This window comes from Pedobacter sp. Leaf250 (assembly GCF_920984735.1).
Classification (GTDB): domain Bacteria; phylum Bacteroidota; class Bacteroidia; order Sphingobacteriales; family Sphingobacteriaceae; genus Pedobacter.
Genome location: NZ_CAKLBU010000030.1, coordinates 1 through 18,988, shown reverse-complemented (window position 1 = coordinate 18,988; position 18,988 = coordinate 1). Strand labels below are relative to the sequence as shown.

At 32.4% G+C, this 18,988-nt stretch carries 13 protein-coding genes; 10 read left to right on the top strand and 3 right to left on the bottom strand.

Annotated features, from left to right (window positions below):
- Positions 1-39: 39 nt before the first annotated feature.
- From wecB to LUA91_RS19455, 5 genes are all read left to right on the top strand, one after another.
- Complete coding sequence (gene wecB, locus LUA91_RS19475; protein WP_231427781.1) at positions 40-1,173, top strand: non-hydrolyzing UDP-N-acetylglucosamine 2-epimerase; 1,134 nt, start codon at positions 40-42, stop codon at positions 1,171-1,173.
- A gap of 57 nt (positions 1,174-1,230) precedes the next feature.
- A complete protein-coding gene (locus LUA91_RS19470) occupies positions 1,231-2,424 on the top strand; it encodes a glycosyltransferase family 4 protein (protein ID WP_231427780.1) in 1,194 nt (397 codons plus the stop codon).
- A 1-nt stretch (position 2,425) separates the two neighbouring features.
- Positions 2,426-3,031 (top strand): sugar transferase, encoded by a 606-nt coding sequence (locus tag LUA91_RS19465; RefSeq protein ID WP_231427779.1) that lies wholly within the window; start codon positions 2,426-2,428, stop codon positions 3,029-3,031.
- Positions 3,032-3,044: 13 nt separating this feature from the next.
- Positions 3,045-3,653 carry an acetyltransferase gene (locus LUA91_RS19460; RefSeq protein WP_231427778.1) on the top strand — a complete coding sequence of 203 codons (609 nt, stop codon included), beginning with the start codon at positions 3,045-3,047 and terminating at the stop codon, positions 3,651-3,653.
- A gap of 235 nt (positions 3,654-3,888) precedes the next feature.
- Positions 3,889-5,019 carry an aminotransferase class I/II-fold pyridoxal phosphate-dependent enzyme gene (locus tag LUA91_RS19455; protein WP_231427777.1) on the top strand — a complete coding sequence of 377 codons (1,131 nt, stop codon included), beginning with the start codon at positions 3,889-3,891 and terminating at the stop codon, positions 5,017-5,019.
- 319 nt (positions 5,020-5,338) lie between these two features.
- On the opposite strand, the gene LUA91_RS19450 is transcribed toward LUA91_RS19455, so the two are convergent.
- Positions 5,339-7,273, bottom strand: a complete 1,935-nt coding sequence (locus LUA91_RS19450; RefSeq protein ID WP_231427776.1) for a nucleoside-diphosphate sugar epimerase/dehydratase — start codon at positions 7,271-7,273, stop codon at positions 5,339-5,341.
- Between the two features lie 1,489 nt (positions 7,274-8,762).
- Positions 8,763-9,152 carry a hypothetical protein gene (locus LUA91_RS19445; RefSeq protein ID WP_231427775.1) on the bottom strand — a complete coding sequence of 130 codons (390 nt, stop codon included), beginning with the start codon at positions 9,150-9,152 and terminating at the stop codon, positions 8,763-8,765.
- A 250-nt stretch (positions 9,153-9,402) separates the two neighbouring features.
- Here LUA91_RS19445 and LUA91_RS19440 point away from each other — a divergent pair, with 250 nt between their 5' ends.
- The gene (locus LUA91_RS19440; protein WP_231427774.1) at positions 9,403-9,759 is read left to right on the top strand and encodes a hypothetical protein; all 357 of its coding nucleotides are present in this window, start codon (positions 9,403-9,405) and stop codon (positions 9,757-9,759) included.
- Positions 9,760-10,262: 503 nt separating this feature from the next.
- Here the strand turns inward: LUA91_RS19440 and glmS are convergent.
- Positions 10,263-12,101, bottom strand: a complete 1,839-nt coding sequence (gene glmS / locus LUA91_RS19435) for a glutamine--fructose-6-phosphate transaminase (isomerizing) (RefSeq protein ID WP_231427773.1) — start codon at positions 12,099-12,101, stop codon at positions 10,263-10,265.
- 3,061 nt (positions 12,102-15,162) lie between these two features.
- Between glmS and LUA91_RS19430 the strand changes: the two genes are divergently transcribed.
- The 4 genes from LUA91_RS19430 to LUA91_RS20810 all read left to right on the top strand — a co-directional run bounded on the left by LUA91_RS19430 (position 15,163) and on the right by LUA91_RS20810 (position 17,103).
- The gene (locus tag LUA91_RS19430) at positions 15,163-15,453 is read left to right on the top strand and encodes a transposase (protein WP_231427772.1); all 291 of its coding nucleotides are present in this window, start codon (positions 15,163-15,165) and stop codon (positions 15,451-15,453) included.
- A gap of 140 nt (positions 15,454-15,593) precedes the next feature.
- Positions 15,594-16,313 (top strand): IS3 family transposase, encoded by a 720-nt coding sequence (locus LUA91_RS19425; RefSeq protein WP_255717838.1) that lies wholly within the window; start codon positions 15,594-15,596, stop codon positions 16,311-16,313.
- 284 nt (positions 16,314-16,597) lie between these two features.
- On the top strand, positions 16,598-16,948 hold the full coding sequence (locus tag LUA91_RS19420) for a sigma-70 family RNA polymerase sigma factor (RefSeq protein WP_370633681.1): 351 nt from the start codon (positions 16,598-16,600) through the stop codon (positions 16,946-16,948).
- Entirely contained in the window at positions 16,915-17,103 is a 189-nt protein-coding gene (locus LUA91_RS20810) for an RNA polymerase sigma factor (RefSeq protein WP_370633680.1), read from the top strand. Before LUA91_RS19420 ends, LUA91_RS20810 begins: the two co-directional genes overlap by 34 nt.
- Positions 17,104-18,988: the final 1,885 nt, after the last annotated feature.

The window sequence follows — 18,988 nt, the reverse complement described above, 5'->3', positions numbered from 1 at the left end:
CAAATGCTGAGAAGTAACATGAATAGTAAAAGCCGCATAATGAGAAAACTTAAAGTAATGACGGTTGTAGGAACACGACCAGAGATAATTAGATTATCTAGAGTATTAGATGCCTTAGATACATCAGAAGCAATTGAACACATAATTGTTCATACTGGACAAAACTATGATTACGAATTAAACCAAATTTTTTTCGAAGATTTAGGTCTTCGTAAACCAGATTACTTTTTGGAAGCTGCAGGAAAGACGGCTACAGAAACAGTTGGCAATATTTTAATAAAAATTGATCCATTACTAGAAAAATTATGTCCAGACGCATTCTTGGTTCTAGGAGATACAAATTCATGTTTATGTGCCATACCAGCAAAAAAAAGGCGTATTCCTGTTTTTCATATGGAAGCAGGAAATAGGTGTTTTGATCAACGCGTGCCAGAAGAAACTAACAGGAAAATTGTCGATCATATTTCAGATATCAATTTACCCTATTCTAACATTGCTAGGGAGTATCTTTTAAGGGAGGGTATTCCAGCAGACAGAGTTATCAAAACCGGTTCTCCTATGTTCGAGGTATTAAATTATTATTTACCACAAATTGATTCCTCGAATATTCTTGAAAAGTTAAATCTAGAGGAAGGGAAGTTTTTTGTAGTTTCATCACATCGAGAAGAAAATATAAGTATAGAAAAGAATTTTAGAAATTTAATGGATTCTTTAAATGCCATAGCAGACAAATATCGGTTGCCAATTATTGTTTCTACTCATCCACGAACGAAAAACATGATTGATAGGATGCAAATAGATATGCATCCAGATATTCAGTTCTTGAAACCATTAGGTTTTCATGATTATAATGCATTGCAAAAAAAAGCTTACGTAGTTTTATCAGATTCGGGTACAATTTCTGAAGAGTCTTCTATATTAAATTTCAGAGCCCTGAATATTCGTCAGGCACATGAAAGACCAGAAGCAATGGAAGAAGCGAGCGTAATGATGGTTGGTTTATCTTCGCAACGTATACTACAAGGTTTAACACAGGTATTAGAGCAAAAAATAGGTTCAGAGAGGAATTTTAGACCAGTACTAGACTACTCAATACCAAATGTTTCAGATAAGATGGTTAGAATAATAATATCTTATACCGATTATATAAAAAGAATTGTTTGGTCAGAATAAATTAGGTAAACATAGAATCCATTCTGTATTAGATATTATCAGCATATATAATTTGTAATGAACATACTTTTTCTAACTTTAATTGAAATCAATTCTGTGGAAGAACGGGGCATATATCAGGATTTAATACGAAAATTTCGTAAAGAGGGTCATGATATTACTGTGGTAACACCAGTCGAAAGAAGAATGTCTATTTCTACCAGTTTCGCCCAGAAAGAGGGCGTTTCAATTTTGAGAGTTAAAACATTTAATATTCAGAAGACCAATATTGTCGAAAAAGGAATTGGTACTTTTGCCATAGAATATCAATATCTTTCAGCAATTAAAAAGTATCTTTCACATACAAAGTTTGATTTAGTTTTATATTCTACACCTCCAATTACCTTCGGAAAGGTTATCGAATATATAAAACAAAAAGACGGTGCGAAGTCTTATCTACTTTTAAAAGATATTTTTCCTCAAAATGCAGTCGATATGAAGATGCTAAAGGAAAATAGTATTCTTCATAAGCTGTTTTTAAAAAAGGAAAGAAAATTATACCAAATTTCGGATACAATAGGATGTATGTCACCTGCAAATGTTAATTTTATACTGGACCATAACATTGGAATTAAAACTAAGAAAGTTGAGGTGAATCCAAATACTATTGAGCCTGTTATCTTTAACTTTTCTGTTGAACAAAAAATATTCATCCGTAAAAAATATGATGTTCCAATAGATAAGAAAATTTTTGTTTATGGTGGGAATTTAGGAAAACCACAAGGTTTAGATTTTTTGTTGGAAACTATATTGGCAACAACATTTCATGATATATTTTTTCTGATCATAGGGGACGGTACCGAATTTACTAAAATTCAAAATTGGTTCAGGGACAACAAACCAGCTAATGCAAAACTTTTGCAACGGCTAATCAAAATAGATTATGATACGTTGTTAGCCTCCTGTGATGTAGGTTTAATTTTCTTAGACAAAAACTTCTTAATACCTAATTTTCCTTCTAGATTATTATCGTATTTAGAGATGAAATTACCCGTTCTTGCTGCTACTGATCCAAATACAGATTTAGGAGCTATTATAGAGAAAGCGAATTGTGGATTTAAAGTCGTTGCTGGAGATCAGAATGATATGCAGAAAAAAATGGATATGCTTATTCATAGTGATTTAAAAATTTTAGGGCACAATGCTCATACCCTTTTAGTCAATGAATATTTAGTTGATAGATCATACAATTTGATCATGGAAAAAATATAGGATGTACAAAATTTTTATAAAAAGATCTATTGATTTTATTGTTGCCTTAATTGGATTAATACTCTTAAGCCCATTTTTGATTATTATAACTGTTGGATTATGTTTCGACAATAGTGGTAAACCTTTCTTCCTTCAAGAGCGACCAGGCTTAGGAGAAAAGCTATTTAAAATTATAAAATTTAAAACAATGAATGATAGGAGAGATAAACATGGAAATCTGTTGGCGGATGCTGAAAGATTAACATTTATTGGGTCGTTCGTTCGTAAAACTTCTTTAGACGAGTTACCCCAGCTAATAAATGTTTTAAAGGGTGATATGTCCCTAATTGGACCACGTCCCTTATTGATACAATATTTAACTCTATATACTGAAGTTCAGAAAAGAAGACATAATGTTCGCCCTGGAATCACAGGTTGGGCACAGGTTAATGGTAGAAATTCCATTTCATGGAGCAAAAAACTTGAAATGGATGTTTGGTATGTAGATCATTTGTCTTTTTCATTAGACCTCAAAATCTTTCTTAGAACATTTAAAAAAGTTTTTAATAGGGAGGGAATTGCAAAGAAGGGACATGCAACCTCGGATGTATTTAATGGCAACAATTAAAGAATAATTCACTATGTATCTATATGGAGCAAGTGGTCATGGGAAAGTAATTGCTGAGATAGCTGAGGAGAATAAAATTATCATCAGCGCATTTATCGACCATGATTTATCTAAAACAAAATTTTTGGAATACAAAGTTGTACATGAGTCTCCAGCTAGCGCTGTTAGCATCGTGATTTCAATAGGAAATAATTTAGTCAGAAAAAAAATTGTGGAAAGTCACACCAACTTTAATTATAAAGTTTTATCTCATCCAAAATCTGCAGTTTCTACCAGAGCGACTATTGGAGAAGGAAGTGTAATCATGGCAGGTGCTACAATAAATTCGGATGCTATTATTGGTAAACATTGCATAATCAACACTAATGCCTCAGTAGATCATGATTGTATTTTGAAAGATTTCGTACATATTTCTCCTAACTCTGCTTTAGCAGGGAACGTGCAAATCGGGGAGGGCACACACGTAGGTATAGGTGCATCAATAATCCAAAATGTTACGATCGGAAAATGGTGTACCATTGGTGCTGGCGCAGTCGTACTAAGGGACGTTCTAGATGGCTATACCGTAGTTGGTAATCCAGGGAAAGTAATAAAAATATCAAAAGATGTGAAGAATAGATAAATTAAAATACTTATAACATAAAATATACGCAGGTAATAATTCCTTAAAATAAATTAATTTTTTTTTTATAAAAAATGTTAGAAAAAATAAATTTTATATATCAAAACACTTTTAAATAATATATTTTAATTATTTTTACACAAGTTAACGGTATCATTATTAAGAATTTTGCTATCATAAATAAATATTTCTCCTATCGCTCTTACTCATTAAAAATAGTGAATAGCAAACATCTATGAACAATAAAATATGGCTTTCCTCACCTCATATGGGAGGAAGTGAGCAAAAGTATGTTAATGAAGCTTTCGAAGGAAACTGGATTGCTCCATTAGGTCCAAATGTTGATGGCTTTGAAGCTGATTTGGTTAGTTTCACCGGAGCACGCCATGCGGCTGCATTAAGTTCAGGTACAGCAGCCATTCACTTAGCATTGATTATGTTAAATGTTCAGCCCGGTGATGAGGTTATTTGCCAATCAATGACTTTTGCTGCTAGTGCAAATCCAATAAAGTATGTTGGTGCTGTACCTATCTTTGTAGATAGTGAGGAAGATACCTGGAATATTTGCCCTGATTTGTTAAGAGAGTGTATTATGGACCGTTTAGCTAAAGGTAAGAAGCCTAAAGCTATTATCCCAGTACACCTATATGGAATGCCCTCAAAAATGGACGCGATTTCTGCAATATCGCAAGAATTTGAAATTCCAATTATTGAGGACGCTGCTGAAGCTTTAGGTTCTCATATAAATGGTAAAAATATGGGTACTTTCGGGGATCTCGGTATATTGTCCTTCAATGGGAATAAAATAATTACTACATCAGGAGGCGGAGCACTTATTTCAGATTCTGAAAATTATGTACGCGAAGCAAGGTTCTTAGCTACTCAAGCCAGAGATAAAGCTGATCATTATGAGCACACTAAGATCGGTTATAATTATCGCATGAGCAATATTTGTGCTGGGATTGGACGTGGTCAAATGGAAGTGCTAACTAACCATGTTGAGAAAAGGCGTGCTAACTTTAACTATTATAAAAGCGAGCTATCAGGTATTGATTCTATAAAATTTTTAGACGAGCCTTTAGGTTTTTATACGAATAGATGGTTAAGTACCATATATGTTGAGCCAACACTTAATAGAGAAATAAGCAAAAAAAATATTTATCTTGACTTATTGCAAGATAATATTGAGAGTAGACCTTTATGGAAGCCTATGCATATGCAACCTATATTTCGTGATGCACCGTTTTATAGTAATGGCGTTTCAGAATTACTTTTTAGAAATGGCTTATGTCTGCCTTCAGGATCAAATTTAGTGGATGATGATTTAAAAAGAATTGTAAGTTTAATTAAAGGTGTTTTTAAATAACTCAGTGTTATATAATAGTAATAAAAGTACCCAATCTTATTCCTTTAAATCACTTACCTAAAACTTATGAAATAGAGCTGCCATACTTTTTACGTTATATGTTAAAATTGAGGCATTTTTTAGATAAGTTAGAGGGTTTAATATAAATACTATAACATCAATAAACTTGAGGAGTTGAGCTTAAAATATTTCTCACATCTTAGGAATACCTTCAATAAGGCTGACAACTTGTTGCTAGCTCAAAATTATTCGTTCGTTTCATGTGAACGCTTTTTAGACACACCCTTCAATAAGTGATGGTTTTTACAAAAGCACTTGACTAAACTTTTTGATCTAATTCTTCGAAAATTGAGTTCATACTTTTATATTCTTTTACAATATCTTTCATAGCTATAACGACCTGTCTATCGTTATTATGTTTAGCATATTCGAATAGGGTTTGAAATTGTTCTTCAACTGTGGAAAATTCATACTCTCGCACCTTACCTATCATAATCTTTTCGTGATGCGTAGGCATTGTATTCTCATTATCATTGAGTAACTCCTCAAAAAGTTTTTCTCCTGGACGTAGGCCAGAGTATTGGATCTCAATATCCTCATTAGGCACCAATCCGGCCAATCGAATCATTTTTTTTGCCAGCTCTACAATTTTCACCGATTTTCCCATGTCAAATACGAAAATTTCGCCCCCAGATCCCATACAGCCGGCTTCAAGAACTAATCTACAAGCTTCTGGAATGGTCATGAAATAACGAGTAATTTCCGGATGCGTAACTGTTACTGGTCCACCTTTTTCAATTTGCTGCCTGAATCTTGGTATAACTGAACCATTCGAACCTAATACATTCCCAAAACGAGTAGTAATAAATCTAGTATTAGGTTTTATTTTTAAATCATTTATATAACTAAGTCCGTTTGCAAAAACCGTATTTTTATAGTGCAGAGAGTTATTTAGAGACTGCACATAAATTTCAGCAATACGTTTAGTAGCACCCATTACGTTAGTTGGATTTACTGCTTTATCTGTTGAAACCATAACAAACTTTTGTACGCCGTATTTTACAGAAAGATCAGAAATATTCTTTGTGCCAAAAACATTTGTTTTCACTGCTTCCGCTGGGTTATCCTCCATTAACGGAACGTGCTTATAGGCTGCGGCATGATAAACATAATGAGGTTTATAAGTGTCAAACAAATATTCCATTCTTACAACATCCCTTACATCACCAACAAAAGCATGGAAGTTATTATTTTTGTGGGTTTCCTCAAGCTCTAAGTAAATATTATGAAGTGCAGTTTCAGATTGATCGCATAAAATGATGAGCCCCGTTTCAAATTTCATCAATTGCCTGACAATTTCACTACCGATGGAACCTGCGGCGCCGGTGATCAAGATTCTTTTATCCTTTAATTGGTTTTGAATTCCTTTTATATCAATTTTAATTGGCTTTCTATTCAGTAAATCTTCAATGTTGATGCTTTGAATTTGTGAAGGACTGATTTTCCCACCCTCCCAAACATCTGCAGGCGGGATGTTAAGTACTAGAACATCATTTTCTAAGCATAAATCTACTACTTTGTTCTTTTGCTCAACTGGGATATTATAGGAAGCAAAAATAATTTCATCTATCTCATGATCTATTACTAATGATTCCAGCCGACTGGTACTCAAAATTCTGACACCATCTATAGTCTTTCCTACCTTGCGATCGTCGTCATCCACAAATGCTACAATTGCCTTGTTTACACGCCCGTCATGATCAAATACACGTTTAGTCGCTAAACCGCCTTCACCCGCTCCATATATAATTACTTTTTTTTTATCTAATTTCAAGTTCTTTATATACATAAAAAAATATTTGGTCATTACACGATATGTAATTAAAAATAAAAAGGAAGTAAGTCCATTTATTACTAATAAAGTATTAGAAATATAGGTTGTGCTACCAGATGCGATTATAAAGAGATTAAAAAAGAAAAAAATTCCATTGCTTGATAATACTGCAAACAAAATTCGAAATGTATCCTGCGCACTAGTATAGCGGATAATGCCAGTGTAAGTTCTGAAACTGAAGAAAACAAAAACATTTATAACTGATATCGCCAAAATATTTCGACTGAATTCTGTATAGTTTAGGCTGGAAAGGTCAAAATTGTATCTGACCAAATAAGCAACGGCTAGGGAAATTAAACAGATACATAAGTCTATTACAAAAATAAGCCAGCGGGGGACAATGTTGATTTTACTAAACAAGAGTAGATAGTTTAAATGGACGTTAATTTTTAATGGCCTTCTAATACCTAGAGCTTTAGCTATTAATAGCTTAAAGACTAGAAAATTAAATTTACGACGGTAAATATAACATTGTTTTTACAAATTTTTTAAAAATTAAATAATCAAATCTTTAAAAGATTTTCTTGTCATACTGTTCAAGAAAAGCTACCGTTGAGAAGATTTCTCGTATTTATCCTCCATTATTTAATTAGCTTAAAATAACTTGATATATATACAAGATTGGTTTGATACATTTAGCATTATCATGTCAAGGATTTTTGACAGTATTTTGATTAAGACCATTAAAAAGCCTGCATATCTCTCACAATAAGAACGTTATAGCCAACCATATGTTCACAAATCTTGCATTCAAACTTTTAAAAATACTATTTATTTTTTTCGCGCATTTGTTTTCGAATAATTTAGCTATGCTTAGGGCAGCATTTAGAACAGCATCGTGAATATTCTGTTATTATATAAATTATCCAATTATTAAATTGATAATTTGTAGAATATGAACCTACACCTTTAATAAGTTTTCATTCCTAATGAAGCTTATATTTCTTGATTTAAAAGAACTGTGGTAAGCCACTATGCTTTTTTAATTGTAACTGCAAAATAACTTCGAAAATTTCCGGCAATTAACATTTTTGCCTAAAATTATAATGACTCTTAGATGAAAATATTTTTCTAAAATATATTTCTTCAAATAAGCCGCGTGAATATTTATATCGTTAAGTAGTGAAAGTATATTATTAATATTTTACTTAACAGTGTTCTCACTATTAAAAAAAAAGATAAAATGTTTTAAAATTTCTTACAATCACTGGGCACCTGTTCAGCTGAGAAATAGCAAACCAAACATAAGTGGAGGAAAATGCGAAGAATGAACCAATAAACAGTATAAAAATACTCATGGTGTTGGTATATAGGTTAGAATTATACTAATCTGATATAGATACTGTTCATTAATGTTTCAAAATAATTATCATATATTTTGTAATTATTGTTGAATTATATTTATCGATTGCTAACATGCATAGTCAATTTACCAGCTTACTTTATGAGTATTTTTAGCTAGTTTTAAATATATTATCTTCAATTCAAATAACTTAATATTAAGTAGATCCTTATCTTAATATGTTAATGAAGTAGTTAGATCTAATATCTTATTTATATACTAAATAAATCTGTTTAGAATATTAATATACCAAGATTGGGCGTAGGTTTCATTTATTGTAACTTAAACTATTTAATGTTGCACAACTAAAATATTTTTCACGAGACTTTTAAAGTATAGTTTGATAACTACAATATTCAAATAATTTTCACTCCATTTTATAACCTAATTCTATTAAACTCATTAATAAATTTGAATAGAATAAAAGAGCCTCCTTCCTATTCTGGAATCACCATTGTAAATATTACTTCATCTAAACTTTGTTGTGGTTACTAACAGCAATCTTAATTATAAAAATTTCCAGGAAATTGGCTGCCTTAAATATTCCTGAATCAATTGGTGCGTATGGTTCGGTAATTGATGATATTTATTGTTTAGCAATTGATTTTGTGATAAATTATATTTCTCGATAAAGGTAGCTTCAAAATTATTGAATTTTAAATAGCCCTGTTGGAAATATCTTTCCTCGACATCTGAAGACGAATTGACTGAATTTAACCATAATTTAATCATTGAGAACGTTACCTTATCCAGATAAAGCCATTGAGAAATGTGAGAATCCGTAATGATATTAGGTAAGTCAATGCACTCAACTTCTATGATTAAAGTTTCTGCATTTTCAAATAAATTTAAAATTGTAAAATTATATAGCATAGTTGTCAAAAATAACACATCCATTAATTATAAGACAATTTTTAAGAAAAATTATTGGACGATCTTATTTTTTTATTCGAACATTTAAAGCAATAATTCGTCTAAAATAAATTTCATGTTAAAAACCATACATTTGTGAATTAACGAAACTTCAAATCAAAAATATAATATTGAAGCTAGCCTATCTTACATAAATACATAGAACGATATACATTATTAACTAATTTTATTGTTAAAATAATTATCTTTATACTAGCAAATTCTACATTATTTAATGTTAAAAGTATTATTAATTGAAAATGACCTTGATGTATTAAATAGGATGACTAGGCGTCTTGAAAATTCATATCAAGTACTATCATTTACTAACTCTCGAGAAGGTAAGCGCCATTTTATAAAGTTCAGTCCTGACATTGTAATAATAGCAACTGATTCTATAGAGGTCGATATATATCATATTTGCAAGGATATAAAATCAGACATGCAAATTTCAAATGTAAAAATCATTGTCACCAGCACTTCATTTATTCAGCCAGAACTTTTTGAACGGTACTGTGATGCTTACATGATTAAACCATTTAAAATTAAAAACTTTTTAAAAATAATAACAGATGTTCAATTGAAGCGCTGAATTTGCTTTGGATTTTTTCATAGATTTTTTTTAATAGCCTGTATCCCGTTGAGTAAACGACCGAGTTTATAAATTCTAATACCTTCGCATTTACCTTATGAAGCATTGATTTTGACAATAACTATTTAAATATCAAGCTTTTTAAATAAGTTAAATAATTATTTATGCAGCGCTAACTTAATAAATGAATCGATGTTATACTAGCATAATTTGAAAATCTGCTGTATCCAATTCATCCTATTAAATATATTGATTGTTTCGACCTGCAGATAAAAGACGAACGGAAATTTTAATTAATCCATGGATCAAGACATTTCTTATATTAAGGATTTCAAATACTAAAACATCTAATTTACATCGGCCATTAGATTTAATGTTCCACAAAGAAGATAGTACTAAGTAATAACCTTATGAAATTAAAGACCATTTATCATAGTTGCAACGGCATATTTATGGAAATCCAAAATTCATATAGTTTCACTTTAGAAGTGGGACTAAATAATCTATTCCACTGTTACAGATTTAGCCAGATTTCTTGGTTGATCAACATTACAGCCTCTCATCACAGCAATATGATACGATAATAATTGTAAAGGAATGGTTGCCAAGAGTGGTAAAAACGCTTCATTGGCATCAGGAATTTCGATGCAATAATCTGCCATTTTCTTCACTTCTGTATCGCCTTGCGTTACAATAGCGATAACTTTTCCTTTTCTTGCTTTAACCTCTTGAATATTGCTAATTACTTTCTCATAAGATGAATTTTGTGTAGCGATAAACACTACAGGCATTTCCTCGTCGATTAATGCGATTGGTCCGTGCTTCATCTCTGCGGCAGGATAACCTTCAGCATGAATGTAAGAGATTTCCTTAAGTTTTAATGCGCCTTCTAAAGCAACAGGAAAACCACTTCCTCTTCCTAAAAATAAACAATTTGTCGAATCCTTTATTTTTTCGGCAACCTCTTTAATGATATCATTTGATTCAAGCGCTTGCTGAATTTTCTCTGGGATGTTATCCAGTTCTGTCAACAATTCAATCATTTTCGAAGTGGTAATGGTTCCCTTTTGTTGGGCCATGTAGAAGGCCATCAGTGTTAATACCGTTACCTGTGCGGTAAATGCTTTTGTTGACGCTACTCCTATTTCTGGTCCGGCATGCGTGTAAACACCTGCATGTGATAATCTAGGAATGGATGCACCGGCAACATTACAAATGCCAAAAATAGTTGCTCCACGTTCTTTTGCCATCTCTATGGCAGCCATAGTATCGGCAGTTTCACCAGATTGAGAAATGGCGATTACCACATCCTTTTCTGTAATAATTGGATTACGGTATCTAAATTCCGAAGCATATTCTACCTCTACAGGAATTCTGGCATATTCTTCAATTAAATACTCGCCAACCAAACCAGCATGCCACGATGTTCCGCAGGCAACAATAATAATTCTATCTATGTTTTTGAGTTTCTCTGCAAATTCTTTGATTCCGCCCAGTTGAACTTTTCCTTCTTCAGGGTAAATACGGCCACGCATACAATCTTTTATCGATCGGGGTTGCTCGTATATTTCTTTAAGCATGAAATGATCAAATCCTCCTTTTCCAAGCATTTCTAGTTTTAGTTCCAGCTCTTGAATTAATGGGGTTTGAACAACATTGTCCAATTGCTTAACCAAAAGATCATTTTTGGTGATCAATGCAATTTCATTATCTTTTAGATAAATTACATTTTTTGTATATTCAATAATTGGAGTAGCATCAGATGCAATGAAATATTCTCCCTTGCCAACGCCAATCACCATAGGACTGCCCTTTCTTGCAGCAATTAGTCGATCAGGATTTTCTTTGTCCATAATCACGATAGCATAGGCACCGCTTACTTCATGCAATGCTAAACGTACAGCTTCCAATAAATCGATTCGTTCTATTTCTTGAATTTCTTCAATAAAATGGATCAGAACTTCTGTGTCAGTATCACTATTAAATTTATGCCCACGTTCAAGTAGTTCTTCTTTCAGTGTGGCATAGTTTTCAATAATTCCATTATGAATGATAGAAAGCTTCCCATTATTAGAGGTGTGAGGATGAGAATTTCGATCTGAGGGAACTCCATGGGTTGCCCATCTGGTATGGCCTATACCGATAGATCCTGTACGATCCTGATTTTCGGCAAAATCTTCGAGAACTGCAACTTTCCCGGCTTTTTTATAAATTTGTTGCCCGCTTTCATTCATTAGGGCGATGCCAGCACTATCGTAACCGCGGTATTCTAATCTTTTTAAACCTTTTAATACAATTGGCCAAGCTTCTCTATAGCCTATGTAGCCTACTATTCCACACATAATTTGAGTTTATTAATTTGGGCGAATATACTAAAGAATTTATGTATTAAATACTGCAAGTTTTGTTGGTAAAAAGCTTAGAAGAATAGTTTCATTCTAACAATAGTATTTTAAACTTCAATTAATATTATACTCATGCTGCTAATAATATTTATGGGATTGCTTTTATTTCTTATTTATTCATATCACCCTAAGTTTTAGATTTATGCAAAATTTCATTTTTGGGGTATCATAATTAATTAAAAGAAATAAGTGTTTTCAAAATTTAATTGATAAAACAGAAATTCAACGTTCAAAATGGGGTCATTATTTACAAAGGGTCCAAATTTGATTTCTTTCACAAAACCAACCAGAATAACCTTATTTTCAACAATTTTTCAAAATTAACAAATGTTAAAATTATTTATTCTCCGAAAGGCTCGAGACATATACAACTGTGTGTTATTGACAAATAAACCATCTTAAACAGATTTATCGGGTGTCGATTGATAAGGATATCTGCGGAAATAAGAAACAGATTTTAAATATAAGCTTAAATAAGAAAGCCTTTCATTTCTGAAAGGCTTTTGTGTATTGTAGAATATTACTTATCCAAGTAATAATCTTGTCCCGTTATAGTTGTGCTCCTAACTATTTGGCAAAAATACAATAAATATTTAATAGTTAAAATTTTTTATATATGCTACTTAAAAAATTGATCTTATGATTTCATTATCTTGGCCTTCCTTACTTGCAAAAGTAAATATATAACTTCATTCAACAAATTACTGTCGCAATAGTTTAAGGATTGCAAATAATAAGAAAATATCCCCGTCTAAATTGATAACTTTAAAAATCTATTTGTTTGAGCTGACTGCGTTTACCTACTTATGTTTACATTTATTTATTCTCAAATCAATCTTATTAGAGTAATAATCATTAAATGATCTCCACTATTATAAAATTCCATTAAAATTATAGATTTATTATGAGCCCCAGAGTTTTAAAACATCTATTGACTACAAATTATTTAACAAACCAAATAATTGCAGCCGTAAAATATTTTTGTTTTTAATTGAAGGAACTCTTAATGTATAGGTTTATTTGGCGCAAGTTTAAAGTAAACTTATATTAAAGTGCTAATTCCGATTAAGGTTTAGGATGTTTTTAATTTGGCAGATATACCTATTTAATCCATTTGCTAATTGTTAAACACCCCCGGATAGTTTTTCAATCGTTTAAAAGTAAATAGATAACCTGGAATAAAATTAAGTTTAGTGTCATTACAGGCTGGAACCTGGCTAAGCTTTGAAGCAGATACATTGGCCTTATATTATCAGTACTTTTATGTATATCATTTTATCAAGTTAACAAACGGTTTTCCCTACTCACAATTAAATTTATTATAGGTATGTCAGTGCTAAACATTTATATATTGAAGATTCCCGTTAATTTTTGATGTTAAGTGCATGAAAGGAATGAAAACATCTGTAACATTTATATCTTTTTGCGGGTATAAATGGAAGAATTGTTCTAAATATAAAATTTCTCTTAATTCGATCAATATAGTTATGTCCGCATTTCGGGCATTTCGGAATTGATCCAAATTTTATACATTTAATTTTTGTTGTCATTTTATCGGTGATTGATACCACAAATATAATATTAACTAAGATGATATTATACAATTAAAGGACTAAATATCAAACACTTAAATGGTTAACAGATATGATGTATTATTATATACTACAAAATGCATAGCATATTACTTGCTTTTTGTCTAATTTATATGTCTAAAGAAAAATAATATTTATAACATGATGTGTATTGTAAAATTTGCGCTGTTTAATTAACTCGAAAATTAGGGTAGAATCAATCGTCATTAAAATAAAAGCCTGTGGAGGTAATCAAAACATTTCAATAAAATGCTAATTACAATAAAACATATTCATGATTTTCGGAAAGGACTACAAAAGATCATTGGCTTTATTTTCAAGCTTTTATTATTTGAGTATGATACACAAATTTAATTTACGGCATAAGAAGTAATAAAATTTAGTAGTTCCATTTAAGTATTTCTGTAAAGATTATCATACAATTACTTTGTATGAAGTTTTCCCTATATTTGATCTTCCTCATCAAATCAGGGACGGTTTTTTAGGATTCGAGCTGTGCAGTAATGCACAGCTCTTTAATTTTAAATTTTGTTTTAACTCCAATTCCGTTTATCATACTAAAATTACTGCATGTATTAATATCATAATTTTATGTCGTGGTGCATAAATAATTTGAGTTACATAATTAACTTCCAATCTTTATAATCCTGAATGATATTTTAAATATATTAATGCTTTTTCGGCCATCTTTAATACATGAATTTTTGGTGTTGCCATTTAAGTTATAATTATTTATGAAAAATCTGTCCATTAAATTATCTACGCTTTTGCTTTTTGATTCGATATTCATGCCTATGGGCTAGATTAAAATTTAATTATCTATAACGACGTGATCATTCCTTTACACTAATCCTTTAGATATGTAGAAATCCCCAAAAATTTGCTTTCGATTTACGTCTTCTTTTTTAGCAGTAAACCAAAATATGTACTCTCAAGCCTTTAAGATCAGATTAACATGAAAAAGAGAGTACTCGCGCATAATAGTCGATCTATCTTATAAAGTCATCGCGCCAACACAATGTCAATCCTTTTACGTTTTGATCAATTGTACAACATAATTATAACATATTTATTAGTTTTGGGTAGATACGGAATTAACCTTATTTAAAATAGGATTTTTCAGGACTATAAATTTTGCTAGGCAAAGGGAGGTGTCAGCATCTATCAAAAAATAACTCTCGATCACACATAATGTAGATCCCAATGTATGAGACTATTTATATGCTTAGACTCAAGAAAAAGGCGTAAGCATAGCCTAATTCGTGCACTATTGTTACCTTAATCCGAAGGTAATTAGGCACAATCCCTCCTAACTCTAGATTGATGGATTGTCTACTTGGAGTTGCTACATTTGACTAGAGGGATTTAGTTGTCAGATTTAGAAAGAAACTTTTAAATTTGAATATATGGGCAGACGAGTGTTTGATGAATCCTTCAGAAAGATGGCTATAGAGCTTTCTTACACCAAAGGATCTGTAAAAGAAGTAGCTGATGAATTAGGTATCAGCCAGACTCTTTTGAGTAAATGGAGACAACGGGAATCAGAGTCCAGTCAAGGAGTAGCAGAATTGACTGAAGACCAGAAGCTGATTAAAAAGCTGCAAAAAGAGCTAAAAGATGCTCAAATGGAACGCGATATTCTAAAAAAGGCGGTCGGCATCTTTTCCAAGGGAGACGGGAGATATTCGGATTTATAAGAGAGCACCGAAGAATATTTCCAGTTGAAATGATGTGTAGAGTGTTTATGGTAAGCAATAGTGGTTTCTATTATTGGTTAAATTACCCCAAGGGCAAACGTCAAGTTGAAAGTGTCTTTCTGTTAAAAGAAATCAGTTAGATACATAGCGAGAGCAAAAAAGTTTACGGGAGTCCAAGGATTTCTGCCAAGCTCGCTGAAAGAGGTATCCAAGCATCCAGGCCAAGAGTAGCCAAGATAATGCGGAAGGCAGGAATTCAAAGTGTTATACGCAAGAAATGGGTAAAAACAACGGATTCCAATCATGTGCATCCTGTGGCAGCAAACGTCCTCAACAGAGATTTTTCGGCTACAGGGCTAGGAGAAAAATGGGTCTCGGACCTTACTTATATACGCACAGGTGCTGGATGGGTTTACTTGACAACGGTCATCGACCTTGCGGATAGAAAGGTAATTGGCTGGTCACTAAGTGATAATATGGAAGCCAGAAATACAACTGTTAGCGCATTCCGAATGGCAAAAGCAAACCGGGGAATTGGGAATAAACTAATATTTCACTCTGATCAGGGAGTTCAGTATGCTTGCTTGGAGTTTAGGCAGCAGTTGATGGGATTACCAATTATTCAGAGTATGAGCAGGAAAGGAAACTGTTGGGATAATGCAGTTGCAGAGAGTTTCTTTAAAACAATGAAAACTGAGATGGTTTATCAAAGAACTTTCAAAACTAAGCAACAGGCATACCTGGCAATATTTGAATACATAGAGGTTTGGTACAACAGAAAACGAATCCATTCCTCATTAGGTTATTTGACTCCCTTAGAGGTTGAAAAAACGATAATGAACAGAAAAAGAGCCGCATAATTTGCATCCAAAAGGAATCTAAATGAATGCTTCTCAAAAAAAATATCTGACGAAAAAAAATCTCTAGTATACTATTGCAATTCCATACTAGTATATGCTATCTGTTTGCTTCTTAAACAACAATTAGCACTTATATTGCTGATACCCTAACGTTTAGTGGATTTTTTTTCATGTAATGATAATTATGCAAGCTTAAGTTTTATTAATCTACTGCATAGATTATTGCCAACTAAATAAAACCATTCCGCTAATTAAACGTTGAATTTAGACTTTAATCTTTAACTATGGACCATACTGAGTTTACTTCTACACTTAACGAATATTCCGAGTTCCTTCTCTCTCATGCATATAAATTCACGAATGATGAAGGTGATGCAAAAGATCTAGTTCAAGAGACTTTAATTAAAGGAATGAGGTTTGCTGAAAAATTTGATAAGGGTACAAACCTCAAAGGCTGGCTATATGTCATAATGAAAAATACATTTATAAATGAGTTCAGGAAAAACTCCAGAAAGAAGGAGCTCATAACAACGGATGATAAGATCAGTAGTGCTCAATTAATGAAAATGCAGCAACAAATAACTCAACAACAACATTTGCAATGGAAGATATATCTAAAGCAATGGCTTCGATAAAACAAGAGCACAATATACCCTTTCAATTATACTTCGAGGGTTTTAAATATGAAGAGATCGCCATCCAGTTAGATATCCCTGTTGGGACTGTTAAGACACATATACACCAGGCTAGAATAGGTTTAAAAAAATATCTTGCAATGTATAGGCCTTAATATTCCAAATCAATTGGTGCTCATTCCCTCATTTCGCATATTAGCGTGATTTGAATTATTTGTAAAAGAAAATTTGGTTTATAATTACCATATCGCCGCTGTTTTCGGTGAGCAGTTGAATAAGCTACTAAAATGGACCAAGTCCGATCATGCCAGTTTTTTAAACGTTTGTATGTGCCTAGTCGGGAGAGCGGCATTTTCTATTATGGAACCTTCAGACATCACGAGCTAGTATTTACCAAGATTGTTTATAAATAAGGACACAGCCGAATGGATTAAGAACTCAGTAACGAGATTAATTTTAATAAATTGTCTAGTTTTCTTTCATTTGTAAAGAACTAGATTGTGCTGAAGAACCAAGTGAGGGAATTCATAAAATGGCATAAGGTTAATTTGATGTATGGAAATAAACTGAGTATCAACTCTGGCATGAATAAAATATTTTAACATTTACGAACCTAAAGGATAAGCATCAGATCTTATTGAGCTACGATGGCAACAGGCTTCTGCATGATGCATCTGCATATTTTTGAACTTATTAATTTTTATAAAATATAATATGAAAAATCTTTATTCCGTCTACTTTCTGGTTTTATTGATTTATGCTTTTACTACGTTTCGGAAACTTTATGGTTCCATTTCTTCCGCTCAGGATAGCCTCTTCCGAGCGGAATGAGAGGCTAGAATTGTCCGGATTATTTTGAGAGGCTGGGTTTAATTTATCCAGATACAAGTTTACACAATGGAATTACCGGCGAGAAATTGGGCCCTCAGATAGCAGACTAGCTTGGCTATACGCGAATAGTTACAAGATTTAACAGAGAATCTGCAATCAACATAATGTAAAGCCATATGAAAACCCAGATGATTTGTATTATGGGAATGATCCGCTACAAGAATAGGTAGTAAACTAGTACTCAAAGTTCATTGGCGTAGAGGCGAAAGGCTAAAATGGTGAGGTATCTGATTCAAGGATACAACAACGACCCACTTTTACCAGATGCCCTTGGTACCAACCAAATTTTCGATCAAAACAGAGCAGTAGTTGCAAAACGCTTTACTAAGGATAATTTTCTTTTTATCAAAATTTATTAGGATGGGTTTGAGTATGGCCGATGGAAGCAAAAATTTAGTAGCTATTGGCATAAATAGCTTTAGAATTTGGAATAATGCTCAGGTTAGTGTTACATGTTGGGATAGAGTTAGGTCAAATTTCATCCGCATCAGCTGTTAGAGATTCTTATGTTTTCACCCATATTCATTGATCGGGTGCGATAACCAGTGCCTTTTTTAATGTTAACAGTTCAGTAAAAACACAGACTGATCATAACTCTCAGTTATCAGAAATTTCGGCTTTCTAGAGCAAATAAATACGATATACCTAGTGGGATTTTTATGCTGGAGTGATCTCCCCAGCAATACATTATGTAGATGTTCCTCTGAGTACTACAACCGCACATCAGTAAGGATACAAAATCTATAAAAAGGATTATTATCATTTCGTTTTAGGCTTTAATGAGAATGACTAGGTAACCACTAAGGGCAAAATATTTAAGACAAAATTTGACTCGATCAACCTTTACTGTGACAGAACCCAACTATCAAATACACGTAAACTCTCTAATGATTGCTATATATAGTAAACTGAAAAACAAAATATCATAACATTTTTTACGTTCTGACGTCTGCGTAAATCTATCACTGAGAAAGTCCGTCAGTGGTACGGTATCTACAACTCCCCCCAATACCGCTCTTGAGGTGTGTATAACGGCATTGATGGGCCAAGGATTTCGGAGCATAGCGGGCCAGTCATTTCGGGAATCAACGGGCCACTTTCCTTTTACAATTATAAATGATTTTTTTTAAGTACTCAATTGTTTATTTT